Genomic DNA, 23902 nt, shown 5'->3' with positions numbered 1-23902 from the left:
CCTCACGCGCGGGGTGCGTCCCGCGCGCCCGCGACCGGTCAGGGCGCGGTGACGAAGTCGATGAGCTCCTCGACGCGCCCGAGCAGCGACGGCTCCAGGTCGGCGTACGTGCGCACCGTGCCGAGGATGCGCTGCCACGCGCGGCCGACGTCCTCCGCGCTCTCCGCCGGCCAGCCGAGCTCGCGCAGGATCCCGCGCTTCCACTCGGTGCCGCGCTCGATCACGGGCCACCGCTCGAGGCCGATCCGGGCCGGCTTCACCGCCTGCCAGACGTCGACGTACGGGTGCCCGAGCACGAGCACCGTGCCCGCGGGCGAGCGCCGCAGCGCCTCGTCGGCGATCCGCCGCTCCTTGCTGCCGGGCACGAGGTGGTCCACGAGCACGCCCACGCGACGCTGCGGCGTCGGGCCGAAGTCGGCGAGCGCCGCCGCGAGGTCGTCGACGCCGTGCAGCGGCTCGACGACGACCCCCTCCACGCGCAGGTCGTCGCCCCACACCTTCTCGACGAGCTCGGCGTCGTGCTTGCCCTCGACCCAGATGCGGCTCCCGCGCGCGACGCGCGCCCGCTGCCCGACGACGGCCCGCGAGCCCGAGGCCGTGCGCGTCGGCGCGGCGGGGGCGCGGGAGGTGACGGGCGGGGTGAGCTCGACGGGCGCGCCGTCGACCCAGAAGCCCGGCCCGAGCGGGAACGTGCGGGTCCGGCCCGCGCGGTCCTCGAGCACGACGACGTGCATCCCGCCCGACTTCTCGACCCGGACGACGGCCCCGACCCACCCGGTCTGCACCTCCTCGACGACGAGGCCGCGCTCCGCGGGCTGCGGGCGCGACACGGGCCGCGCGCGGTGGTGGGTGGGGGCGGGCGTGCCGCCGAGGACGTCGGAGCCGTAGCGGTCGAAGGACACGGCGTCACCCTAGGCCAGCGTCCGCCGCTCACCACCGAGATCGCCCCGTGCGTCGCGGGATCGGCCGCCCGCGGGAAGGTCCCGGGCGCCCGGCCCGGCCGCGCGCGGCGGCTCCCGGCGCGCGCGCCCCCGGGGCGGGGTGGTACCACGGACCGATGAGCCAGGAGCGCGCGGAGCCGGACCCGAACCGCTGGCGCGTGCTGCCGGTCTGCCTCGCGGTGGGCTTCATCACGACGCTCGACGTGTCGATCGTCAACGTGGCCCTGCCGTCGATCGAGTCGTCGCTCGACGCGGGCCCGACCCAGCTCCAGCTCGTCGTCGCCGGCTACACGCTCGCGTTCGGGCTCGCGCTGGTGCCCGCCGGGCGGCTGGGCGACGCGGGCGCACGACGCCCGCTCTTCATCGCGGGCCTCCTGGGCTTCGCGCTCATGAGCCTCGCGTCCGGGCTCGCGCCGACCGACACGTGGCTCGGCGTCGCGCGCCTGCTCCAGGGCGTGAGCGCGGGCGTCCTCAACCCCCAGGTCGTCGGCCTCATCCAGCAGCAGTTCCGCGGGTACGAGCGCGGGCGCGCGTTCGGCATGTTCGGGGCGACGATCGGCGTCTCGACGGCGCTCGGGCCCCTGCTGGGCGGGCTCATCATCGCCGCGGCGGGACCGGAGACGGGGTGGCGGTGGGTGTTCCTCGTGAACATCCCCGTCGTCGCCGTGCTCCTGCCCTTCGCGTGGCGCCTCGTGCCCGGGCCGCCACGCACCGGCTCGGGCGCGGCGCGCGGGCCGCGCCGGCTGGACCTCGTCGGGCTGGGCCTGCTCGGCGCCGCGACCCTCGGCGTGATGATGCCGTTCGTCACGACGACCGGCCGCGGCGACGACGCGTCGCGCTGGTGGTGGCTCGTGCCGGCCGCGGCCGCCGTGGTGGCCGCCGTCGGCTGGGAGCGGCGCTACCAGCGGCGCACGGGCGAGGCCGTGCTCGACCCCCAGGTCGTGGGGCTCGGGTCCTTCCGCAACGGCGCGCTGCTCGGCCTCGCGTACTTCGCCGGGTTCACGGGCATCTTCCTCGTCGTCACGCTCTACCTCCAGGACGAGCTGGGGTACACGCCGCTCCAGGCGGGGCTCGTCGGCACGCCGTTCGCGGTCGCGTCGGGCGTGTCGGCGTGGTTCTCGGGCCGCTGGGTCGCGCGCTGGGGCCGCGAGCTCGTCGTGGGCGGCGTCGTGCTCGTGCTCGTCGGGGTGGTCGCGGCGGAGGTCGTCGTGCGCGCGCTCGGGGACGACCCGGGCGCCGTCGGCCCGGCGCTCGCGGTCGCGCTGCTCGTCGCGGGCGCGGGCAGCGGCACGGTCATCGCGCCGAACCAGACGCTCACGCTGTCCGAGGTGCCGGTGAGCCGGGCCGGGGTGGCGGGCAGCATGCTGCAGCTCGGTCAGCGCATCGGGTCGGCCGTCGGGATCTCCGTGGTCCTGTCCGTCTACTACGGCGGGCTCGCGAGCGGCGACTCGGCCGCGGACGCGACCGGGCGCGCGCTCCTGGTGACGATCGGCCTCGTCGCGGTCGCGCTCGTCGTCGGCCTCCTCGACCTGCGTTCGCGACGAGCGGAGGACCGCCGGACGGGCCGCGCGGACGCGTAGGATTGGCACTCGGAGGTCGAGAGTGCCGACGCCCGCACGCCCGCCCGGGCGGCGACGGTGCGGCACGCGGGAGGTGGACGTGAGCGAGGAGCGCCGGCTCGAGGTGCTGCGGGCCATCGTCGAGGACTACGTCCTCACGCGCGAGCCCGTGGGGTCGCGCGTGCTCACCGAGCGCCACAGCCTCGGCGTCTCGCCCGCCACGATCCGCAACGACATGGCGGCCCTCGAGGACGCCGGGTACATCGCGCAGCCGCACACGTCCGCGGGCCGGATCCCGACGGACAAGGGCTACCGGCTCTTCGTGGACCGCCTCTCGGGCGTCAAGCCGCTGTCCGCGCCGGAGAAGCGCGCCATCGAGACCTTCCTGTCCGAGGGCGTGGACCTCGACGACGTCATCGCGCGCGCCGGGCGCCTTCTCGCCCAGCTCACCGGCCAGGTCGCCGTCGTGCAGTACCCCTCGCTGAGCCGGTCGGGCCTGCGCCACCTCGAGCTCGTGCCCGTCGGCGAGTCGCGCCTCCTCGTCGTCATCATCACGGACACGGGCCGCGTCGAGCAGCGCACGCTCGAGGTCGCGAGCCTGCCGGACGAGGGGACCCTCGTCGAGGTGCGCGCACGGCTCAACGCCGCGGCCGCGGGCAAGCGCCTCACGGACCTCGCGCCCGGTCTCGCCGCCGTGACCGAGAGCTTCCACCCCGACGACGCCCCGCTCGTCCGCGCGGTGGGCGACCTCGTCGCCCAGACGCTCGCAGAGGAGAGCGAGGAGCGCCTCGTCCTCGCGGGCACGGCGAACCTCGCGCGCGCGGGCATGCGGTTCGAGCACGCGCTGCGCCCCGTCCTCGAGGCGCTCGAGGAGCAGGTCGTCCTGCTCGGGCTGCTCACCGAGATGGCCGCCGAGTCGGGCGTGAGCGTCCGGATCGGTCGCGAGACCCAGCTCGAGGGCCTCGCGGAGACCTCCGTCGTGACGACCGGTTACGGTAACGACGGTGACACGGTCGCGCTCGTCGGCTCGATCGGGCCGACCCGCATGGACTACCCCGGCACCATCGCGGCGGTGCGCGCGGTCGCGCGCTACCTGTCACGGGTGCTCGGCACGTGAGCCCCGCGGTCTCCCCGCCCGCGGCGGGCCCGCTCGACGACCACCCCCGACCCCTCCCGACCGGCCCCGCGCCGGCCTCACGACCCGCACCAGCAGAGAGTGACGTGTGAGCGACTACTACGAGATCCTCGGCGTGGCCCGTGACGCCAGCCAGGACCAGATCAAGAAGGCGTACCGCAAGCTCGCGCGCGAGCTGCACCCGGACGTCGCGGGCGAGGAGGCGGGCGACCGCTTCAAGGACGTCGCGCGCGCCTACGAGGTGCTGTCCAACCCGGAGAAGCGCCAGCAGTACGACCTCGGCGTCGACCCCAGCGCCCCCGGCGGCGGGGGCGGCGGCCCCATGGGCGGCGGGTTCGGCTTCCAGGACATCTTCGAGACGTTCTTCGGCGGCGCCCAGGCGCAGCAGGGCCCGATCCCGCGCGCCCGCCGCGGCCAGGACGCTCTCGTGCGGCTCGACATCGACCTCTCCGAGGCGACGTTCGGCGCGCAGCGCGAGCTCCAGGTCGACACGGCGGTCGTGTGCGGCACGTGCGGCGGCACCTGCTGCCGCCCGGGCACCTCGCCCCGCACGTGCGAGGTGTGCCACGGGCGCGGCACGGTCCAGCGCGTCGCGCGCTCGTTCCTCGGCCAGGTCATGACGAGCGCGCCGTGCGCCGCGTGCCAGGGCTTCGGCACCGTCATCCCCGAGCCGTGCGCGGAGTGCTCGGGCGAGGGCCGCGTGCGCAGCCGCCGCAGCATCACGGTCAACGTCCCGGCGGGCGTCGACACGGGCACGCGCATCAAGCTCACCGCGCAGGGCGAGGTCGGCCCGGCCGGCGGCCCCGCGGGCGACCTGTACGTCGAGATCCGCGAGCGCAACCACGACACGTTCGTGCGCCGCGGCGACGACCTGCACTGCACCCTCCAGGTGCCGATGACGGCGGCCGCCCTCGGCACCGTGCTCGAGCTGGAGACGCTCGACGGGCTCCAGGAGATCGACCTGCGCCCCGGCACGCAGCCGAACCAGATCGTCACGCTGAAGAACCTCGGCGTCGGGCACCTGCACGGCAGCGGGCGCGGCGACCTCAACGTCCACATCGAGGTCCAGGTGCCCACTGCCCTCGACCCCGAGCAGGAGCAGCTCCTGCGCTCGCTCGCCGCGCTGCGCGGCGAGGAGCGGCCCGAGCCCCGGCTCGCCGCCGCGCACCCGGGCGTGTTCTCGCGCCTGCGCGACAAGCTCTCCGGCCGCTGAGCGGGGCGCGCGCATGAGTGCTCCGGTGTTCCTCGCCGAGACGGGGACCGACGGCGTCGCGCCCGGCGACCGCTACGTGCTCGACGGCGCGGAGGGCCGGCACGCGGGCGTCGTGCAGCGGCGCGGCGCAGGGGAGCGCGTCGACGTCGTCGACGGCGACGGGCTCCGGCTGCGGTGCGTCGTCGAGCACGCCGAGTCGGGCCGCGTGACGCTCCTCGTGCAGGAGGTGGACCGCGAGCCGGCGCCGGACGTCGTCGTGACGCTCGTCCAGGCGCTCGCCAAGGGTGACCGCGACGAGATGGCGATCGAGGCGGCGACGGAGATCGGCGTCGACGCGGTCGTGCCGTGGCAGGCGGAGCGCTCCGTCGTCGTGTGGCGCGGCGAGCGCGCGGCGAAGTCCCGCGCGCGGTGGCTCGCGACGGTCCGCACGGCGACCAAGCAGGCCCGGCGCGCGCGCCTGCCTCGCGTCGAGGTCGCGCTCGACTCGCGCGGCCTCGCGGCGCGGGTCGTCGACGTCGTCGCGGCAGGCGGTCGGGCGATCGTCCTGCACGAGGAGGCGACGACGCCGCTCGCCGACGTCGGGCTGCCCGCCGGTCCGGCCACGGACGGCGCGCCCGCACCCGAGGTGCTCGTCGTCGTCGGCCCGGAGGGCGGGATCTCCGACCGCGAGCTCGCCGACCTCACGGAGGCCGGCGCGGTCGCGGCGCGGCTGGGGCCCCACGTGCTGCGCACGTCGACCGCCGGACCGGTGGCCGTGGCGCTGCTCGCCGAGCGGCTCGGCCGCTGGGGCGTGGCCGGGACGCGTGGTCTAGCCTCGGGGTCATGACGAGCACCGACCTGCGCACCGACCCGGACTGCCTCTTCTGCCGCATCGTCGCGGGGGAGGTGCCGGCCGACGTCGTGGCGACCAGCGAGCGCTCGATCGCGTTCCGCGACATCGACCCGCAGGCGCCCGTGCACGTGCTCGTGGTGCCGCGCGACCACCACGGCGACATCGCCCAGCTCGCGGCGGCGGACCCGGAGCTGCTCGGCGACGTCGTCGCGCTGGCGGACGAGGTGGCGGGCGACCTGGCCGACGGCCAGTTCCGGCTCATCTTCAACTCGGGGCCGCGCGCCGGCCAGAGCGTGTTCCACGTGCACGGCCACGTCATCGCGGGCGCCGAGCTCGGCTGGTCGCCCGCCTGAGCCCTGCGCGAAAGCGCGTGTGACGCCCGGCCGCGCTCGGTACGATGGAAGCGATCTGCGGGGCGGTGGCCGTCCCGGACCCACTGCCCGACCGAAGGAGCGCAGCGGCGCAAGCCGGCTCATGACCTCTCTGTCCCGAGAACCCGACCCCTCGTCGCACCGGGTCGAGCACCGCATCGTCATCCCGAACCACGTGCCGATGGTGGCGCTCCTCGGTAGCCGCGACTCCGTGCTCCGGGCCGTCGAGGAGGGGTTCCCCGCCGTCGACGTGCACGTGCGGGGCAACGAGATCGCGGTCGCCGGCCCTCCGGGGGAGGTCGCGCTCGCCGCGCGCCTGCTCGACGAGCTCGTCGAGGTCGTCGAGGCCGGCACCCAGCTCACGGCCGACGTCGTGACGCGGTCCATCGCGATGCTCACCGCCGCGACGGCGTCGCGCCCGGCCGAGGTGCTGACGCTCAACATCCTGTCGAGCCGCGGCCGCACGATCCGGCCCAAGACCGTGGGGCAGAAGCGCTACGTCGAGGCCATCGACGCGAACACGATCACGTTCGGGATCGGCCCCGCGGGCACGGGCAAGACGTACCTCGCGATGGCGAAGGCCGTGCAGGCGCTGCAGTCGAAGCAGGTCAACCGCATCATCCTCACGCGCCCGGCCGTCGAGGCGGGGGAGCGGCTCGGGTTCCTGCCCGGCTCGCTGACGGAGAAGATCGACCCGTACCTGCGCCCGCTGTACGACGCGCTGCACGACATGATCGACCCGGACTCGATCCCCAAGCTCATCGAGGCCGGCACGATCGAGGTCGCGCCGCTCGCGTTCATGCGCGGGCGCAGCCTCAACGACTCGTTCATCATCCTCGACGAGGCGCAGAACACGACCACCGAGCAGATGAAGATGTTCCTCACGCGCCTGGGCTTCGGGTCGCGCATGGTCATCACGGGCGACGCGACGCAGGTCGACCTGCCGGGCGGCACGCAGTCCGGCCTGCGCGTCATCGAGGACGTCCTCACCGGCGTGGACGACGTCGAGTTCTGCCGGCTCACGTCGTCCGACGTGGTGCGGCACCGGCTGGTGAGCGACATCATCGACGCGTACGCGCGGTGGGACCTGGCGAGCGGCGGGGGCTCGGGGAGCTCCGGGTCGCGCCGCCGCGACGACGACCGCCGCGGACGCCCCGCGGCACGAGAACGACGGACGAGGGACGACGCGTGAGCATCGAGGTCAACAACGAGACCGAGGCCGAGGTCGACGAGGCCGAGTTCGCGGCGCTGGCACGGTACGTGCTCGACGCGATGCGCGTGCACCCGCAGAGCGAGCTGTCGATCCTCTTCGTCGACACGGACGTGATGAGCGAGCTGCACGTGCGCTGGATGGACGAGCCCGGCCCGACGGACGTGCTGTCGTTCCCCATGGACGAGCTGCGGCCCGGGCGCGACGGCGAGGTCGCCGGCCCCGGCCAGCTCGGCGACGTCGTGCTGTGCCCGGAGGTCGCCGCCCAGCAGGCGGTGACGGCGGGCCACTCGACGGCGGAGGAGATGCTGCTGCTCACGACGCACGGCATCCTGCACCTGCTCGGCTACGACCACGCCGAGCCGGAGGAGGAGAAGGAGATGTTCGCGCTGCAGCGCAAGCTGCTCCTGACCTTCCTCGCAGGCCGGTGAGCGGCGAACCCGTCGCGCTCCTGGCGGCCCTGACCGTCCTGACGGTCGTGCTCGCGGCCGCGCTGAGCGCGGGCGAGGCGGCGGTGCTGCGCGTGACGCGGGCGGCCGTCACGGAGGCCGCCCTGGGCGACGACCCGGCCGTGCCCGCCCGCCCGGAGGGGCGTCGGGCGCTGGCGCTGCTCGCCGACCCGGCGGCGACCGTGCGCTCCGTCGGCTTCGTGCGCGTCGTCGCAGAGGTCGCGGCGGTCACGTGCCTCACGCTGCTCGTCGCGGCGTGGCTGGAGCCGTGGTGGCAGGTCCTGCTCGTCGCGCTCGCGGTGAGCGTCGTCGTCGGGCTCCTCGTGGTGCGCGTGAGCCCGCGGTCCCTCGGCCGCCGCCACGCGGTGCGCGTCCTGCTGAGCCTGTCGCGCCTGCTCACGGTCGTCGTCGGGGCCACGCGCTGGCTCACGCGGCTCGCCCCGGCGCCCGACGAGGGAGCCCACCAGCGCGAGCTCCAGGACATGGTGGACCGCGTCAACGAGTCCGAGGTCATCGAGGAGGAGGAGCGCGAGCTCATCCGCTCCGTCTTCGAGCTCGGCAGCACCCTCACGCGCGAGGTCATGGTGCCCCGCACCGACATGGTGACGACGTCGCGCGACACGCCCCTGCGCAAGACCCTCTCGCTCTTCCTGCGCTCCGGCTTCTCCCGCATCCCGGTCACGGGCACGTCCGCGGACGACCTCGTGGGCGTCGCCTACTTCAAGGACGTCGTGCGCGTCCTGCAGGGCGGTCCCGGGACCGACGCGCGGCCCGTGGGCGAGGTCGCGCGCCCCGCGATCTTCGTGCCCGAGTCCAAGCCCGTGGACGACCTGCTGCGCGAGATGCAGGCGTCGTCCTCGCACATCGCGATGGTCGTCGACGAGTACGGCGGCGTCGCGGGACTGGTGACGATCGAGGACGCGCTCGAGGAGATCGTGGGCGAGCTCACGGACGAGCACGACCGGCCGGAGCCCGAGGTCGAGGACCTGGGCGAGGGCGTCCTGCGCGTGCCCGCCCGCCTCGGCGTCGACGAGCTCGGCGAGCTCTTCGGCCTCGGCCTGGACGACGACGACGTGGACACCGTGGGCGGCCTGCTCGCCAAGGCGCTCGGCAAGGTCCCGCTGCCCGGCTCCGTGGCCGAGGTCCACGGGCTGCGCCTCGAGGCCGACCGCGTCCAGGGCCGCCGCAAGCAGCTCGCGACCGTCCTCGTCTCCACGGCGACCTCGCCCGACGCTCCGGTCCCTGCGCCGGACGAGCCCGACCCCGCGGCCGACACCCGTCAGCCCCTCCCCACCGTGAAGGACACCCCGTGAGCACGACCACCCCCGAGCACCGCTCCGGCTTCGCCTGCCTCGTCGGGCGGCCCAACGCGGGCAAGTCGACCCTGACGAACGCGCTGGTCGGCCAGAAGGTGGCGATCACCTCCGGGCGCCCCCAGACGACGCGCCACACGATCCGCGGGATCGTGCACCGCCCCGACGCGCAGCTCGTCCTCGTCGACACCCCGGGGCTGCACCGCCCCCGCACGCTGCTCGGCGAGCGTCTCAACGACCTCGTGCGCGAGACCCTCACCGAGGTCGACGTCATCGCGTTCTGCCTGCCCGCCGACCAGAAGATCGGCCCGGGCGACCGCTTCATCGCGAACGAGCTCGCGGAGCTCAGGCGCGGGCGCCGTGGCACGCCCGTGGTCGCCGTCGTCACGAAGGCCGACCTCGTGGACCGCGGCACCCTCGCCGCGCACCTGCTGGCGGTCGACCGGCTGGGGGAGGCGACGGGCGGCTGGGCCGACATCGTCCCCGTCTCGGCCCAGGACGGCTACCAGGTCGACGTGCTCACCGACGTCCTCGTCTCCCACCTGCCCGAGGGCCCCGAGCTGTACCCCGGCGGCGAGCTCACGGACGAGCCGGAGGCCGTCATGGTCGCCGAGCTCGTGCGCGAGGCGGCGCTGGAGGGCGTGCGCGACGAGCTCCCGCACTCGCTCGCGGTCCAGGTCGAGGAGATCGTGCCCCGCGAGGGCAGCGGCGACGAGGCCACGGGCCGGCCGCCGCTGCTCGACGTGCGCGTCAACCTCTTCGTCGAGCGCGACTCGCAGAAGGCGATCGTCATCGGCCGCGGCGGCTCGCGCCTGCGCGAGGTCGGGACGCGCGCGCGGCACGGCATCGAGGCGCTGCTCGGCGCGCGCGTCTACCTCGACCTCCACGTGAAGGTCGCCAAGGACTGGCAGCGCGACCCCAAGCAGCTCCACCGGCTCGGGTTCTGACCCGGGGGGACGTCCCCCGTGCCGCCGTCGGGAGGGCACCAGGGACCGGCCGGCGGCCCGCGGCGTACGATTCCTCGGTGATCTTCCGGACCGCCGCGACGACGGCAGCCCTCGCGATCGTCCTCGCGATCGTCGGTGCGGTCACCGGGCCGCAGTGGGACCCGGTGCCCGTGACCGAGCACCTCGTCCCCGAGACGCCCGACACGACCGTCGGCGGGCAGCCGCCCGGCGGGGCCGCCCCGGTCGGCACCTACGACGTGCGCGAGACCGACGTGACCGTCCGGCTCGACGGCGCGACCGTCGGGGGCGTGCTGCGCGAGCCCGTCGACGCGGGCGACGACCTCCCGGGCATGGTGTTCGTGCACGGTGCGGGGACCGGCCTGGCGTCCGAGGCGTTCGTGGACGTCGCGACCGACCTCGCGAGCGCGGGCGTCGTGACCCTCGTCCCGGACAAGCGCCTCGACACCTACACGACGCGGCACCGCGACTACGAGGCGATGGCACGCGACTACGCGCACTCCGTCGCCCTCCTGCGGGCGCGTCCCGGCGTCGACCCGGAGCGCGTGGGGCTGTACGGGGAGTCCGAGGGCACGTGGATCGTGCCCGTGATGGCGGCCGACGACCCGACGATCGCCTTCACCGTCCTCGTGTCCGCGCCGGTCGTGCCGCCGCGCCAGCAGGCCGCGTTCGCGGTCGACAGCTACCTGCGCAACACCGACGTGCCCCACGGGGTGTTCCGGGCCATCCCGCGCGCCGTCGGGATGGCGATCCCCGGCGGCGGTTTCGAGTACGCCGACTTCGACGTGGAGCCGTTCCTCGAGCGGCTCACCCAGCCGGTGCTCGTCGTGTACGGCACCGCGGACCCGTCGATGCCCGTCGAGCAGGGGGCGCGGCAGATCCTCGACGCCACGGGGCCGTCGTCGCAGGTGCCGGGCGGGGCCGACGTCACCGTGCGGTACTACGCGGACGCGAACCACGGGATCAAGATCGACGACGTGCTCGTGCCCGACTTCCCGCGCGACGTGAGCTCTTGGGTGACGTCCCTGCCCGCGAGCGCGACCGCGCTGCCGCAGGTCGCGGGCGCCGAGCCCACGCAGCAGTACCTCGCCGGGCCGGTCCCGTCGCCGCGCTGGCTGGGCAACGGCGACCTGTTCGTCGGCCTCGTCCTCGCCGCCGTCGGGCTGCTCGTGCTCGGCCCGCTCGTCGGCCTCGTCGGGGGCCTCGTGCGCCGGCTGCGACGGGTCGCGGGCCGGTCCGGAGCGCCCGCCGGTCTCGCGCCCGGCTTCCGCGTGCCGCTGGTGGGGCTCGGGGTCGGCGCGTTCGCGACGACGGTCGCGCTCGTCGTCTACCTCGTGGCCACCGCGCGGCTCGCGCTCGACTACGAGAAGGACGCGTGGGTCGTGCAGGGCGGCTGGATCGGGGTGCGGCTCGTCGGGCTCGCGACGCTCGTCGCGGGAGCCCTGCTGGTCAACCGGGCCGCCGAGGTCCGCTCCGCGCGCCGTGCGCACGACGAGCGCCGGGGCACCGACGAGGTGGTCGCCGCGGACGAGGGCGGGAGCGTGCTGCAGGTCGCGCGGGGCGTGACCCCCCGCGTCATGCTGTGGTGCGTGATCGCGGGGTCCACCGTCCTGCTCGTCATCCTCGCGTACTGGGGCGTCTACCAGCTCGGCATCTGACCCTGCCGGTGCGCCGTCGTCCGGGCGTGGCGGTCCCGCCGCTCGCCCGGCGCGGCCCCACGGGCGTGCGTATCGTGGACGGGTGAGGCGCCGTCGGCTCGCGCAGGACCGGGCGGCTCGTGCCGGGCACGTCACCCACGAGCCGACGACGGACGGTGCCGGGACGGCGGTCGGCGGCTTCGAGATCCTGCCGCCCGAGCTGCGGTCCGACGACCGGTTCGACGCCGCCCTCGACGCCGCGCTCGCGGGTCCTGCCGAGGCGCCCGTCCGCCGTCCGCCCGACGGGCCGCGACCCCGGGACGAGGACGGCCCGCCCGCCGTCCGGGGCGGGCACCACGACCGGGCGGCCCGCGACGTGCTGCCCCTGTCGCGCCCGCAGGACGAGCGCCCGCCCACGGCCCGCGACACGCCCGGCCCGGCGCGGTCCGGCGCGCCCCGGCCGTCCCGGTCCGCCGGGGGCGGCGAGGCCCAGGTGCGTGCGGCCGGGCGTCGCTGGTTCCTGCACCCCGTCCCGTGGGTGGCGCTCGCGGTCGCCGTCGCGTTCGCCGGCTCCGTCGCCTTCACCGCGTCGATGGAGGACGCGCGGCCCGTCGACGTCACCGCGCTCGCCGGGGGCTGCGGCCGCTCGAGGACCCGCCCGAGCCGCGCTGGTCGGTCCCCGTCGAGCCCGGTACCGAGGTCGTCCCCGCGGTCGGTGCCGTCGTGACCGTCGACGGATCGCTCACGGCGTACTCCGTCGCGGACGGCTCGGTCCTCTGGCGGTCCGAGCGTCTCGGCGACCGCGCCACGTGCCTGCCGGCCTCGGGCGAGCCCGCGCGCGAGGTGGTGGTGTGCGCGGTGCCGACGGGGTGGCGCGAGCAGGCGGCCCGGCTCACGACCGTGCGGGCGACGACCGGGGAGGTCGTGGGGGAGCGCACGGCCGCGACGGCGGGGCGGCTGTCCGTCGTGCCGGTCGGCGCGACGGACGTCGTGCGGGCGTGGTGGCGCGGCGACGAGGTCGCGGTGGTGCGCGAGGACGCCGCGACCGGGGAGGTGCGGTGGGAGCGCACGCTCGCGCACGACGGCCTCGGGAGCGGCGGCGACGTCGTGCTCGACGTGCGCCGCGGCGTCGTCGACGTCCTTGCGCCGGGCGTCGCGGCGGCGCTCACGGAGGACGGCCTGTCGCTCGTCGAGGACGACGTGTGGACCATCGTCCGGCTCCAGGACGGGCGCTACGTCGGCAACGAGTACGGCCGCGGCACCGCCACGGTGTTCACCGCCGCGGGCGAGCCCGCGTTCCGGATCTCCGGCCGCGTGCTCGAGGCGCCCCTGTCGGACGGGTCCGCGCCGGGCGTCATCGTCACGAACACCTTCGGCAGCATCGTGGGCGTGGACGCCGCGACCGGGTCGGAGCTGTGGTCGTTGCCGGGCACGGGCATGCGCGCCGTCGCGCGGGTCGACGGCCGCGTCGTCGTCCAGACGGACTCGGCCTACCGCAGCGTCGACGCCCGCACGGGCGAGGAGGAGTGGGCCGTCACGCTCGAGGACGGCGGCCCCGGGCCGGTGCTCACCGACGGCCGGTCGCTGTTCGTCACGGAGCGGCAGCGCCGCCAGCCGGGGCTCGTGTCGATCGCGCTCGACGACGGGGCGGTCGAGTGGCGCTGGACGCTGCCGGAGGGCACCTACGACGTGCTCGCGGTCGAGGGCCGGCTCTTTCTCCTCGGGACCGGCGGGCTGACGGCGGTCTCGTGAGGTGCCGGGCGGGCGCGACGCCCTCCGGCGTCGCCTCCGGCACCGTCCGGATGGTGGCCCCGGGCCGCGTGGGCGCTTGAGCCGCACGTGATGAACCGGTAGAAACGGTCGGGGCCCCTCGGCCCGGCGTGCGTGCGACCGGCACCGCGCGACAGCGTAGGGAGTGCACGATGACCAACCAGACAGAGCCGGCCGAGGACCCGCAGCCCGGTGCTGCGGGCACCGGGCCGACCCCGGCGCCCCAGGGCGTCACGGCGGGTGATGGGGACTCCACGGCCGAGCGCGCACCGGACGGTGCGACGGGCTCGGCAGGGTCGGACCCGGACGCGGCGGGAGCCGCGGACACGGGCACGGAGAAGCACACGGGCTCCGCTCGCGAGACCGGCGGGACCCCGACGGCGACCGCCACCGCGTCGCCCTTCGCCGGGATCCCCGTGAGCGACTACGTGCGCGACGGTGTCGCCGCGCTGCTGCTCCTCGTCTCCCTCGCGCTGCCGTGGGACGTGTCGAGCCGCGCGTCGGACAAGATCGAGGTCGTCCTGCTGACGATCCTCTCGCTGCTGACGCTCGCGCTGCCGTACCTCGCGCGCACGGGCGTGCTCCCGACGACCTGGACCGTGCACACCACGCGCACGGTCCGTCTGCTGGCCAACGCGCCCTACGTGCTGCTCGTGCTCGTCTACCTCGTGGTCGACGTCGTGGGCGGCGGCGACCTCGCCGACGGGTGGGGCGGGGTCGGCTCCGCCGCCGCGCTCGGCCTCGCGGGCGCGCTCCTCGCGGCGCAGCCGCGCGAGAGCGAGCTCGGGCCGCAGGACCAGGACCGCGCGGTCACCGACCGTTGGCTCCAGGCGCTCCTCGCGCTCGCGGCGCTCCTCGCCCTCACCGTTCTGCTCACGGTGATCCTCACCGCCACCGGCACGCGCCTCGGCGGCGCCCTGTTCGTGCTGCTGGTGATCGTGGCCGCGGTGTTCGTCCTCGCGCTCGCCGGGCTGCCGACGTACGGCACGTGGCGCCGGTCCGAGGCCGCGCGCCTCACGCTCGTCGGGCTGGGCGTCATGCTCGCCGTCGGGTTCGTCCTCGGCTCGGGCAACAACGGGCTCGTGACGATCGAGAGCACGCACGGCGGCCGGTTCGGGCTCGTGCTCGTCCCGGCGCTCGCGGCCGTCGCCGCGGCGCCCGCCGTGCACCGCGCGATGGCCGCCGCGGACCCGGTGACCACCTGGGTGCGCGTGGCCGTCAACGCCCTCGACCTCGTGCTCGTCGTCGCGGGCTACGTCGCCGTGAGCGCCGTGCTCACCCTGGCCGACGGCGCACGCGGCGTCCCGGTCGTCCTCGCAGTGATCGTCGGTGTCCTCGCGGCCGCCGTCGCGTTCGTCGCGCGCCGCTCGCTCGCTCGCGACGCCGCCACCGGGCGCCCGCTCGCGCTCGGCGGCGCCGGGGTCGTGGCGCTGCTCGGCATCGTGCTGCTCGTCGTGACGTCGAACCGCGTCGTGCTCGGCGGCGGCGTGGAGCACGTGCTGCTCGCCTTCGGCCTCCCGCTGCTCGTCGTCGGGGCGCTCACCGTGCCGCGCGAGGTCCGTGCGTACTTCGCCGAGCACCGTCCGGTGCCCGCGGCCACCGGGGCGGAGGCGGCACGCGCCTACGTGTGGGAGCCGCCTGCACCGAAGCAACCCAAGCCGGCCCGGCCCGCGCCCGCTCCGGCGGGCCCGCCGACCGGCGCGCACCCGACGACCGAGCACTCGGGTGTCTACCCGGGCACGGGCGCCTACCCGGCCACGGGACCGACGGGCGGCTACCCGTCCACCGGGCCGACGAACGCCTACCCGCCCGCTGGGCACACGGGCCCCGTCCCGACGCAACAGGCGCCGGACCGGCGGTTCGCTGCCGGGTCCGACACGACCGAAGTGCTCCCGGTCCAGCCGGCGGAGCCGGAGCGCAGCGGGTACGCCGCGCGTCCCGGCCTCACGCCCGACGAGGGCCCGTCGACGGCGGTCCTGCCCGCCTACCAGGAGGAGCAGCCGGGCACCGGCCCGCAGCCGACCGCCCAGCAGCCCGGCCAGGGGTACCCCCAGCAGGGCTACGGCCAGCAGCAGGGCTACGCGTCCTCCGGGCCGGGGCAGCAGGGCTACGCGCCGCAGGGGTACGACCAGCAGGGGTACGCCCAGCAGCCCGCGGCGCAGCAGCCGTCGTACGCCCCGCCGGCCCAGCCGGCGGGCTTCACCGCTGCCCAGGCGCTCGACCCGGGCACGCCGCTCGAGGTCCTGGCGCAGATCGTCCAGGACGCCCCGCACCTGCGGCCCCAGGTCGCGGCGAACCCGTCGACGTACCCCGCGCTGCTCGAGTGGCTCGGCAACCTCGGCGACCCCGCGGTCGACGCGGCGCTGCGCTCGCGGCGCGGCTGACGCACCCCGGCGCCCGGCCGGCCCTCCGCGCGAGGGCCGGCCGGGCGCACCCACGCCGTGCCCGAGGAGCGGACGTCCCGGGCGCGCGGACGGCGGAGGAGTACAGTGGCGTCGTGCACCTGATGCGGCAGCTCCTCCTTCGTTGCCGCGGCGAGGCCCTGTAGCCGGTTCCTCGTCGCGGTGGTTGGTGTGCCGGCTGACACCGATCAGGACGACCCCGAAGGACCGACGATGAACGCCTCCGCCCCCACCTCGACGCCCACCGCCGCGGACCCGAACCCGCAGCAGCCGTCGGGCATGCCGATCCACAAGTACCTGCCGTTCCACCGGCAGATCGACGTCTCCCTGCCCGACCGCACGTGGCCGGACAAGCGCATCGAGACCGCGCCCCGCTGGTGCGCCGTCGACCTGCGCGACGGGAACCAGGCCCTCATCGAGCCCATGAACGCGGAGCGCAAGCTGCGCATGTTCGAGCTGCTCGTCGCGATGGGCTACAAGGAGATCGAGGTCGGCTTCCCCTCGGCCTCGCAGACCGACTTCGACTTCGTGCGGATGCTCATCGAGGAGGACCGCATCCCGGACGACGTCGTCATCCAGGTCCTCACGCAGTCCCGCGAGCACCTCATCGCCCGCACGTACGAGGCGATCAAGGGCGCGAAGCAGGCGATCGTGCACCTCTACAACTCGACGTCCGTCCTGCAGCGCGAGGTCGTGTTCCGCTCGGACGAGGACGGCATCATCGCGATCGCCGTCGACGGCGCGCGGCTGTGCAAGAAGTTCGAGGAGACCGTCCCGGAGACGACGGTCTACTACGAGTACTCGCCCGAGTCGTACACCGGCACGGAGCTCGAGTTCGCGGCCCGCATCTGCAACGAGGTGCTGGAGGTCTTCGAGCCCCGCCCCGACCGCAAGGTCATCATCAACCTGCCCGCCACGGTCGAGATGGCGACGCCGAACGTCTACGCCGACTCGATCGAGTGGATGAACCGGCACCTGCACCACCGCGAGAACGTCGTGCTGTCGCTGCACCCGCACAACGACCGCGGCACGGCGGTCGCGGCCGCCGAGCTCGGCTACCAGGCGGGCGCGGACCGCATCGAGGGCTGCCTGTTCGGCAACGGCGAGCGCACCGGCAACGTCTGCCTCGTCACGCTGGGCATGAATCTGTTCAGCCAGGGCGTGGACCCGCAGATCGACTTCTCCGACATCGACCACGTGCGCCGCACGGTGGAGTACTGCAACCAGCTCGGCGTCCCCGAGCGGCACCCCTACGCGGGCGACCTGGTCTTCACGGCGTTCTCCGGCTCGCACCAGGACGCCATCAAGAAGGGCTTCGACGCGATGGCCGTCCGTGCGGAGGCGGAGGGTGCCACGGTGGACGACATCACGTGGGCCGTCCCGTACCTGCCGATCGACCCCAAGGACGTCGGCCGCTCGTACGAGGCCGTGATCCGCGTCAACTCGCAGTCCGGCAAGGGCGGCATCTCCTACCTGCTGAAGTCGGAGCGCCACCTCGACCTGCCGCGCCGTCTGCAGATCGAGTTCTCGCAGTCCGTGCAGCAGCACACCGACGCGCACGGCACGGAGGTCACCGGCGAGGACATCTGGCGCCTCTTCTCGGACGAGTACCTGCCCGTCGAGCCCGGCTCCGGCCTGGAGCCGTGGGGCCGGCTGAAGCTGCGCTCCACGCGCGCGTCGTCGAGCGAGGACGGCCCCGACACCCTGAGCGTCGACGTCCTCGACCGCGGCGAGGAGCTGACGCTCGAGGGCACGGGCAACGGCCCGGTGGCGGCGTTCGTCGACGCGATCGCGCAGGTGGGGGTCGACGTCCGCGTCCTGGACTACGCGGAGCACGCGCTCTCGGAGGGCGGGGACGCCACGGCCGCGGCGTACGTGGAGTGCCAGGTGGGCGACGACGTCCTGTGGGGCGTGGGGATCGACCCGTCGATCACGACCGCCTCGCTCAAGGCCATCGTGTCCGCCGTGAACCGCGCGGAGCGTGCCCGGGACTGACCGCTCTCCCGCCGATCTCGCCGACGGCCCGGACGACCTCGTCGTCCGGGCCGTCGGCATTTTGTCGACACGGTGTTGGTAAGATGCCGACGCACTGTCGACAACTTTGGAAGGCTGCTCATGTTCCTCGCGTTGCGCGAGCTCGTCTTCGCGCGCACCCGCTTCCTGCTCATGGGCGGTGTCGTCGCGCTGGTCGCGGTCCTCGTCGTCCTCCTCTCCGGGCTGTCCGCCGGCCTCGTCAACGACGGCGTCTCCGGCCTCAAGCGCACGCCCGTGACCGACTTCGCCTTCGCCGAGGGCACCGGGACGGACGCCGCGTTCACGCGCTCCGTCATCGAGACGGACCAGGTCGGCACCATGGCCGAGCAGCCCGGCGTGCTCGAGGCCGCCCCGTACGGCCTGCTGCTGGCCAACGCGCACCAGGAGGACGGCTCGCCCGTCGACCTCACCCTCGTGGGCGTCGAGCCCGGCTCGTTCGTGGCCCCGGCCGCGATCGCGGAGGGCGACGCCGTCGGGGCAGCGGACGGCATCGTCGTCTCGGCGACCGCCGCCGAGGACGGCCTCTCCGTCGGCGACACCGTGGACCTCGCGCGCCCGGAGCGCACGCTCACGGTCGTGGGCGTCCTCGAGGACCAGCACACGTTCGGGCACGTCGACATCGCCTACCTCCCGCTCGGCACGTGGCAGGAGCTCCTTGCCGGGGCCGAGCAGCCGGGAGCCGACGTGCCGGACGTCGCGACCGCCGTCGCGCTGCGCACCGACCCCGGGTCGTTCGACCGCGAGGCCGCCGACGCGGCGTCGGGCACGGTGACGCGCACGCTCACCGAGTCCTTCGACGCCTCGCCCGGGTACACGGCCGAGACCGCGACCCTCCTGCTCATCCAGGTGTTCCTCTACGCCATCTCGGCGCTCGTCGTCGGGGCGTTCTTCACCGTGTGGGTCATCCAGCGCCGGCACGAGATCGCCGTGATGCGCGCCATGGGGGCACGGCGCCGCTTCCTGCTCGCCGACTCCCTCGGCCAGGCCGCCGTGCTCCTGCTCGCCTCGATCGGCGTGGGCTTCGCCCTCGGCGTCGCGGTGGGCGCGGGCCTCGGCGCGTCGCCGATGCCGTTCGCGCTCCAGGCCCCCGACCTCGTGCTGGCCGGCGTCCTGCTCTTCGTCCTCGGCATGGCCGGAGCGGCCGTCGCCGTCGCGCGCATCACCTCCGTCGACCCCCTGACCGCCCTGGGAGGGCAGCGATGAGCACCACCACCCCCGCCACGCCCGTGCTCGAGATCGACCGGGTCACCGTCCGCCACGGCGACGGCGACACCACGGTCGTCGCGCTCGACGAGGTCAGCCTGAGCGTCGCCGCGGGCGAGCTCGTCGGTGTCGTCGGGCCCTCGGGCTCGGGCAAGTCGAGCCTGCTCGCCGTCGCCGGCGCGCTCACGGCGCCGGACTCCGGGACCGTCCGTCTCGAAGGGGTCGACCTCGGCGCGACGAACGACCGCGAGCGGGCCCGGCTGCGGCGCGAGCGCATCGGCTTCGTCTTTCAGTCCGGCAACCTCCTCCCGGCGCTCACGAGCGTCGACCAGCTCCGGCTCGCGCTGCGGATCGCCGGGATCGACGAGCGCGACCCCCGCGCCCGCGACCCCCGCGAGCTGCTGGGCTCGGTGTCCATGAGCCACCGCGCCGACCGGCGCCCGGACCAGCTCTCGGGCGGCGAGCGGCAGCGCGTGGGGATCGCCCGCGCGCTCGTCGCGAGCCCCGCGCTGCTCCTCGTCGACGAGCCGACGGCGGCGCTCGACCGGGCCCGCAGCCACGAGGTCGTGAGCCTGCTGGCCCGCGAGGTCGAGGCATACGGTGCCGCGGCGCTCATGGTCACGCACGACCACGACGTGCTCGAGCACTGTCACCGGGTCGTCGAGATGGTCGACGGGCGGCTCGGGCTGCCCGCGGTGGCCGGCTGACGTCGGCGGGCGGCTCCGGGAGGCCGCTCCACCGCCCCGGTCGGGCATGATGGTCCGGCCGGGGGCCGTCGCGCTCCCGGGGGAGTGCTCCGCAGAGCGCTCCGGGAAGGAGGACCCTCGTGCCCAAGATCGCTGCCCCGACGGTGGCCGAGCACCGCGCGGCGCAGCTCCGGACCCTGCTCGACGCCGCCCGCGACCTCATCCGCGAGGACGGCAGCGGGCTCACGCTCGCGGCGGTCGCGGCGCGGGCCGGGCTCGCCCGGTCGAGCGTCTACCAGTACTTCCGGTCGCGGGAGGAGCTGCTCGACGCGGTCGTCGCCGACGTCGTGCCGCGGTGGTCCGCGCGCATCACCGCCGCGGTGGCCACCGCGGCGTCGCCGGAGGACGCGATCGTCGCCTACGCGCGCGAGAACCTGCTCCTCGTGGCCGAGGGCGAGCACGCCGTCGTCGCCGCGCTGCGCGCCGAGGCGGGCCGCGAGGCGCTCGCCCAGCAGAGCGCCGCGATGCACGCGACGATCCTCGTGCCGCTCGTCGAGGCCCTGGAGCAGCTCGGCGTCCCGGACGCCGCGCGCTCCGCGGAGCTCGTCAACGCCGTGGTGCTCGCCGCGGCCCGCCAGGTCGAGGCCGGCGAGGACGCGGCCACGACGCTGGCCCGGGTCCGCGCGGTCCTCGGCTGCCTCGCGCCCGCGTGACCACCGTCGGCGGGTGGTGCGCGCCGTGTCGGCGGCGTGACGGACAATAGGGGCGTGGTGCTGTACCGAGACGACGCGATCGTGCTGCGCGCCCAGAAGCTGGGCGAGGCGGACCGCATCGTCACCCTCCTGACGCGCGAGCACGGGAAGGTGCGCGCCGTCGGCAAGGGCGTGCGCCGCACGTCGTCCCGGTTCGGCGCGCGGCTCGAGCCGTTCATGCTCGTGGACGTCCAGCTCTACGCGGGCCGGTCGCTGGACACGGTGACCCAGGCGGAGACGATCGGCCCGTACGCGCGCCGGATCTGCGAGGACTACGGCCTCTACACGGCGGGCGCCGCGATGCTCGAGACCGCGGAGCGGCTCGTCGCCGACGAGCGCGAGCCCGCGGTGCAGCAGTACTGGCTGCTCGCGGGCGCGCTGCGGGCGCTCTCGGAGCACGCGCACGCGCCGGGGCTCGTGCTCGACTCCTACCTCCTGCGCGCGCTCGCCGTGGCGGGCTGGGCGCCGTCGTTCGTCGACTGCGCGCGGTGCGGCGAGCCGGGCCCGCACCACGCGTTCGCCGTCGCGCAGGGCGGGGCCGTGTGCTCGCGCTGCCGCCCGCCGGGCTCGACGGCGCCCGCGCCCCAGACCTTCGCCCTGCTCGCCGCGCTGCTCGCGGGGGAGTGGGACGCGGCCGACGCGTCGGACGCCCGGCACCGCAAGGAAGCGAGCGGCCTCGTGGCCGCGTACAGCCAATACCACCTGGAGAGAACGTTGCGATCACTGCGCATGGTGGAGCGGGACGCCCCCGCCCCGCACGTCCCCGCCGTCCCGCACGCCGACGAGGCCGCCGCCTCCGCGGACCCGCGCGCCGGCGCCGGGGCGGACGCCTGATGGCGCGGCGCACGTACCAGCCGCCGTTCCCGCACCCCAGCGGTGCGCGGCCCCCGGCGATCCCGGCGCAGTTCGTGCCGAACCACGTGGCCGTCGTCATGGACGGCAACGGCCGCTGGGCCAACGCGCGGGGGCTGCCGCGCACCGCGGGCCACGAGGCCGGCGAGGCGGCGCTGCTCGACGTCGTCGCGGGCGCCATCGAGATCGGCGTCAAGCACGTGTCGGCGTACGCGTTCTCGACCGAGAACTGGAAGCGCTCGCCCGACGAGGTCCGCTTCCTCATGGGCTTCAACCGCGACGTGATCCGGCGTCGCCGCGACGAGATGGACTCGTGGGGCGTGCGCGTGCGGTGGGCGGGGCGTCGTCCGCGGCTCTGGGCGTCCGTGATCAAGGAGCTCGAGGTCGCGGAGGAGCAGACGAAGCAGAACGACGTCTGCACGCTGACGATGTGCGTCAACTACGGGGGTCGCGCCGAGATCGCCGACGCCGCGGCCGCCATCGCGCGCGAGGTCGCCGCCGGGCGGCTCGACCCGCGCAAGGTCACGGAGCGGACCGTCCAGCAGCACCTCGACGAGCCCGACCTGCCGGACGTGGACCTGTTCCTGCGCAGCTCGGGCGAGCAGCGCACGTCGAACTTCATGCTGTGGCAGGCCGCGTACGCGGAGCTCGTGTTCCTCCCGGAGCCCTGGCCCGACGTGGACCGCCGCTCGCTGTGGCGCGCCGTCGAGGAGTACGCGCGTCGCGACCGCCGCTACGGCGGCGCGGTCGACGCGGTGGGCGGGACGGCGGACGGCACGGCCTGACGTCGTGCGCGGGGCGGCGCGCGCCCTGTCGCCGGGACGCCGTGGGAGGCGGCCGGTAGCGTGCGCGGCATGACTCTGAGCATCGGCATGGTGACCGTCGACTCCACCGACCCGCGGCCGCTCGCCCAGTGGTGGGCGCGCCGCCTCGGCGGGCGGCTCGTCGACGAGGCGGACGGGTGGTTCCTCGAGGTCGTGCCCGCCGAGGGGGTGACGGCTCCGGTCCTCGGGTTCCAGCGCGTCGAGGACCCGACGCCCGGCAAGAACCGGCTGCACCTGGACCTCGGCACGTCCGACCGCGAGGCCGACGTCGCGGCGCTCGTGGCGGACGGCGCGACGCTCGTCGGGGAGCACACCATCCCCGGGTACCGCTGGGCGGTGCTGGCCGACCCGCAGGGCAACCAGTTCTGCGTGGGCGCGCCCGAGGAACCGACGAGCGTCGGCTGAGGGGGCGGTCGTCCCGTCGGGGCGGCCCGTCAGCGGGCCAGCGCGTCGAGCCGGGCGGCGAGCTCGGCCGGGCGGCTGAGCGCCACGAGGTGGCCGCCCGGCATCGTCTCGACCTCCGCACCGAGCCGCTCGCGCGCGACGGCGCGCTGGAAGGGCGGCGGGAAGAGCCGGTCGTCGTCGCCCTGCAGCACGACCGTGGGCACGGCGGGCCACGCGCGGGCCGGCCACGGCTCGGCGAAGGACCGCTGGGACGGCTGCCGGTCGCTGCGCTGCACGACGGCCGCGACCGGCTCCGGCACGTCGTGGAAGAAGTCGTCCACGGGGTCGAACGGGCCCAGGCCCGTGGCGGCACGACGGGCGGCGTGGTCCGTCGCGCGCCACCAGTCGCCCCCGCTCTCGCCCGGTCGCGGGATCATCGGGTTGAGCAGCACGAGCAGGCGGACCGCCTCGCGCTCGCACACGAGCGGCCCGACGTACGCGCCCATGGACTGGGCGACCACCACGAGGTCGTCCCGCTCGGCGGGGGCCGTCGCCTGGTGCAGCGTCGTCACCGCGGCGTCGGTGAGGTCCGCCCAGCCGTGGCCCTCGTCGTGCTGGGGGAGGTCGACGGCGACCGGCCGGTGGCCGAGCCGGTCGAGCTCCGGGACGAGCAGGTCCCAGTAGGCGGGGTCGCCGCCGGCGCCGGGCAGCAGGAGGAACGTCGTCATGGGGGTTCGGACGGTCCGGGACCCGTCATCTCATCGGTCGGTGCGCGGCGCGTCCTCGTCGCGGGGGATCGTCGCCTGCCCGTCCAGCGCGGGGACGTCGCCGGCGGTCGTGCCGGCCGGCACGACCGCGGCGTCGGCGCCCGCCCGGGCGGCCCGACGGCGGACCATGAGGACCACCGCCACGGCGGCCACGACGATGATCGCGACGAGCACCGCGACGCCCGTGGGGGAGCCCGTCGCGGCGGCGAACGCGGCCGTCCACACCGCCCACCCGACGGTCGCGTAGATCGTCGCGTGCACCGCGCACCCGAGGATCATGGCCGCGAGGTAGCGCCCGAACGGCATGCGCACGACGCCCGCGGCGGCGTTGATCACGGTCTTCGTCCCGGTCGCGAGGAACGACGCGGGCACCGCGAGCACGCCCCACCGCCGCACGGTCTCGATCCCGCGTGCGGCCGACCGCCCGGACAGCCAGGCGTGGACGCGCGCGACCCACGGCTTGACGGGGCGCGTGCGGTCGAGGGTCCACGTCGTGACGAGGCGGGCGATCCAGTAGGTCGCCTGCGTCCGCACGAACGCGACCGCGAAGAAGAAGGCGAAGAGCGCGGCGAACGGGGCGCCGTCCAGCGCGTCGGGCACCGC

Annotated in this window: 23 protein-coding genes; 20 read left to right on the top strand and 3 right to left on the bottom strand. The window is 75.4% G+C overall.

Annotation, left to right across the window (positions count from 1 at the left end; genetic code table 11):
• Positions 1-38: 38 nt before the first annotated feature.
• A complete protein-coding gene (locus BJP59_RS10510) occupies positions 39-902 on the bottom strand; it encodes a DUF3097 domain-containing protein (RefSeq protein ID WP_076405563.1) in 864 nt (287 codons plus the stop codon).
• Positions 903-1057: 155 nt separating this feature from the next.
• Between BJP59_RS10510 and BJP59_RS10505 the strand changes: the two genes are divergently transcribed.
• The 20 genes from BJP59_RS10505 (at position 1058) to BJP59_RS10410 (ending at position 22553) form a co-directional block, all read left to right on the top strand.
• A complete protein-coding gene (locus BJP59_RS10505) occupies positions 1058-2521 on the top strand; it encodes an MFS transporter (RefSeq protein ID WP_194520889.1) in 1464 nt (487 codons plus the stop codon).
• A 79-nt stretch (positions 2522-2600) separates the two neighbouring features.
• Positions 2601-3617 carry a heat-inducible transcriptional repressor HrcA gene (hrcA, locus tag BJP59_RS10500; RefSeq protein WP_021482687.1) on the top strand — a complete coding sequence of 339 codons (1017 nt, stop codon included), beginning with the start codon at positions 2601-2603 and terminating at the stop codon, positions 3615-3617.
• A 106-nt stretch (positions 3618-3723) separates the two neighbouring features.
• Positions 3724-4848, top strand: a complete 1125-nt coding sequence (gene dnaJ, locus BJP59_RS10495; RefSeq protein WP_043651775.1) for a molecular chaperone DnaJ — start codon at positions 3724-3726, stop codon at positions 4846-4848.
• Positions 4849-4861: 13 nt separating this feature from the next.
• Positions 4862-5674, top strand: a complete 813-nt coding sequence (locus BJP59_RS10490) for a 16S rRNA (uracil(1498)-N(3))-methyltransferase (RefSeq protein WP_171468079.1) — start codon at positions 4862-4864, stop codon at positions 5672-5674.
• Positions 5671-6033: an HIT domain-containing protein gene (locus BJP59_RS10485; protein WP_021482946.1), complete on the top strand. Its 363-nt coding sequence runs from the start codon at positions 5671-5673 to the stop codon at positions 6031-6033. The genes BJP59_RS10490 and BJP59_RS10485 overlap by 4 nt, the downstream gene beginning before the upstream one ends.
• Before the next feature lie 121 nt (positions 6034-6154).
• The gene (locus BJP59_RS10480) at positions 6155-7243 is read left to right on the top strand and encodes a PhoH family protein (RefSeq protein ID WP_021482947.1); all 1089 of its coding nucleotides are present in this window, start codon (positions 6155-6157) and stop codon (positions 7241-7243) included.
• Positions 7240-7692 (top strand): rRNA maturation RNase YbeY, encoded by a 453-nt coding sequence (ybeY, locus tag BJP59_RS10475; RefSeq protein ID WP_021482948.1) that lies wholly within the window; start codon positions 7240-7242, stop codon positions 7690-7692. Before BJP59_RS10480 ends, ybeY begins: the two co-directional genes overlap by 4 nt.
• Complete coding sequence (locus BJP59_RS10470) at positions 7689-9023, top strand: hemolysin family protein (protein WP_043651770.1); 1335 nt, start codon at positions 7689-7691, stop codon at positions 9021-9023. Before ybeY ends, BJP59_RS10470 begins: the two co-directional genes overlap by 4 nt.
• Positions 9020-9970: a GTPase Era gene (gene era / locus BJP59_RS10465; protein WP_074809742.1), complete on the top strand. Its 951-nt coding sequence runs from the start codon at positions 9020-9022 to the stop codon at positions 9968-9970. Before BJP59_RS10470 ends, era begins: the two co-directional genes overlap by 4 nt.
• Before the next feature lie 77 nt (positions 9971-10047).
• Complete coding sequence (locus BJP59_RS10460) at positions 10048-11646, top strand: alpha/beta hydrolase family protein (RefSeq protein WP_194520888.1); 1599 nt, start codon at positions 10048-10050, stop codon at positions 11644-11646.
• Between the two features lie 82 nt (positions 11647-11728).
• On the top strand, positions 11729-12352 hold the full coding sequence (locus BJP59_RS10455; protein ID WP_194520887.1) for a hypothetical protein: 624 nt from the start codon (positions 11729-11731) through the stop codon (positions 12350-12352).
• Entirely contained in the window at positions 12349-13377 is a 1029-nt protein-coding gene (locus tag BJP59_RS10450) for an outer membrane protein assembly factor BamB family protein (protein ID WP_194520886.1), read from the top strand. Before BJP59_RS10455 ends, BJP59_RS10450 begins: the two co-directional genes overlap by 4 nt.
• 170 nt (positions 13378-13547) lie before the next feature.
• Entirely contained in the window at positions 13548-15779 is a 2232-nt protein-coding gene (locus BJP59_RS10445) for a DUF7937 domain-containing protein (RefSeq protein ID WP_194520885.1), read from the top strand.
• A 231-nt stretch (positions 15780-16010) separates the two neighbouring features.
• On the top strand, positions 16011-17792 hold the full coding sequence (leuA, locus tag BJP59_RS10440; RefSeq protein WP_031316602.1) for a 2-isopropylmalate synthase: 1782 nt from the start codon (positions 16011-16013) through the stop codon (positions 17790-17792).
• Positions 17793-17912: 120 nt separating this feature from the next.
• Positions 17913-19034, top strand: coding sequence for an ABC transporter permease (locus BJP59_RS10435; protein WP_194520884.1), 1122 nt, complete (start codon positions 17913-17915; stop codon positions 19032-19034).
• A complete protein-coding gene (locus BJP59_RS10430; RefSeq protein ID WP_194520883.1) occupies positions 19031-19741 on the top strand; it encodes an ABC transporter ATP-binding protein in 711 nt (236 codons plus the stop codon). Before BJP59_RS10435 ends, BJP59_RS10430 begins: the two co-directional genes overlap by 4 nt.
• Before the next feature lie 119 nt (positions 19742-19860).
• The gene (locus BJP59_RS10425; RefSeq protein ID WP_194520882.1) at positions 19861-20433 is read left to right on the top strand and encodes a TetR/AcrR family transcriptional regulator; all 573 of its coding nucleotides are present in this window, start codon (positions 19861-19863) and stop codon (positions 20431-20433) included.
• A gap of 54 nt (positions 20434-20487) precedes the next feature.
• Positions 20488-21306: a DNA repair protein RecO gene (recO, locus tag BJP59_RS10420; protein ID WP_061266734.1), complete on the top strand. Its 819-nt coding sequence runs from the start codon at positions 20488-20490 to the stop codon at positions 21304-21306.
• Positions 21306-22109 (top strand): isoprenyl transferase, encoded by an 804-nt coding sequence (locus BJP59_RS10415; protein WP_085387710.1) that lies wholly within the window; start codon positions 21306-21308, stop codon positions 22107-22109. The genes recO and BJP59_RS10415 overlap by 1 nt, the downstream gene beginning before the upstream one ends.
• Positions 22110-22178: 69 nt before the next feature.
• Positions 22179-22553, top strand: coding sequence for a VOC family protein (locus BJP59_RS10410; RefSeq protein ID WP_043651741.1), 375 nt, complete (start codon positions 22179-22181; stop codon positions 22551-22553).
• Positions 22554-22582: 29 nt separating this feature from the next.
• Here BJP59_RS10410 and BJP59_RS10405 read toward each other — a convergent pair whose 3' ends face one another.
• Complete coding sequence (locus tag BJP59_RS10405; RefSeq protein ID WP_194520881.1) at positions 22583-23260, bottom strand: alpha/beta fold hydrolase; 678 nt, start codon at positions 23258-23260, stop codon at positions 22583-22585.
• 30 nt (positions 23261-23290) lie between these two features.
• Positions 23291-23899, bottom strand: a complete 609-nt coding sequence (locus BJP59_RS10400) for a DedA family protein (protein WP_194520880.1) — start codon at positions 23897-23899, stop codon at positions 23291-23293.
• Between the last annotated feature and the right edge of the window lie 3 nt (positions 23900-23902).

The sequence above is a fragment of the Cellulosimicrobium sp. JZ28 genome, from assembly GCF_015327065.1.
In the GTDB taxonomy this organism is placed as follows: Bacteria; Actinomycetota; Actinomycetes; order Actinomycetales; family Cellulomonadaceae; genus Cellulosimicrobium; species Cellulosimicrobium funkei.
The sequence above is the reverse complement of the archived record's forward strand: the minus strand, read 5'-3'. Positions and strand labels throughout refer to the sequence as shown.

What these genes read in the sequence shown, in the direction of transcription:
- BJP59_RS10415 (WP_085387710.1), top strand. Translation starts at nt 21,306, where the DNA reads ATGGCGCGGCGCACGTACCAGCCGCCGTTCCCGCACCCCAGCGGTGCG.
- leuA (WP_031316602.1), top strand. Translation starts at nt 16,011, where the DNA reads ATGAACGCCTCCGCCCCCACCTCGACGCCCACCGCCGCGGACCCGAAC.
- BJP59_RS10445 (WP_194520885.1), top strand. Translation starts at nt 13,548, where the DNA reads ATGACCAACCAGACAGAGCCGGCCGAGGACCCGCAGCCCGGTGCTGCG.
- BJP59_RS10410 (WP_043651741.1), top strand. Translation starts at nt 22,179, where the DNA reads ATGACTCTGAGCATCGGCATGGTGACCGTCGACTCCACCGACCCGCGG.
- BJP59_RS10505 (WP_194520889.1), top strand. Translation starts at nt 1,058, where the DNA reads ATGAGCCAGGAGCGCGCGGAGCCGGACCCGAACCGCTGGCGCGTGCTG.
- BJP59_RS10430 (WP_194520883.1), top strand. Translation starts at nt 19,031, where the DNA reads ATGAGCACCACCACCCCCGCCACGCCCGTGCTCGAGATCGACCGGGTC.
- BJP59_RS10490 (WP_171468079.1), top strand. Translation starts at nt 4,862, where the DNA reads ATGAGTGCTCCGGTGTTCCTCGCCGAGACGGGGACCGACGGCGTCGCG.
- BJP59_RS10480 (WP_021482947.1), top strand. Translation starts at nt 6,155, where the DNA reads ATGACCTCTCTGTCCCGAGAACCCGACCCCTCGTCGCACCGGGTCGAG.
- BJP59_RS10485 (WP_021482946.1), top strand. Translation starts at nt 5,671, where the DNA reads ATGACGAGCACCGACCTGCGCACCGACCCGGACTGCCTCTTCTGCCGC.
- BJP59_RS10405 (WP_194520881.1), bottom strand. Translation starts at nt 23,260, where the DNA reads ATGACGACGTTCCTCCTGCTGCCCGGCGCCGGCGGCGACCCCGCCTAC.
- BJP59_RS10435 (WP_194520884.1), top strand. Translation starts at nt 17,913, where the DNA reads ATGTTCCTCGCGTTGCGCGAGCTCGTCTTCGCGCGCACCCGCTTCCTG.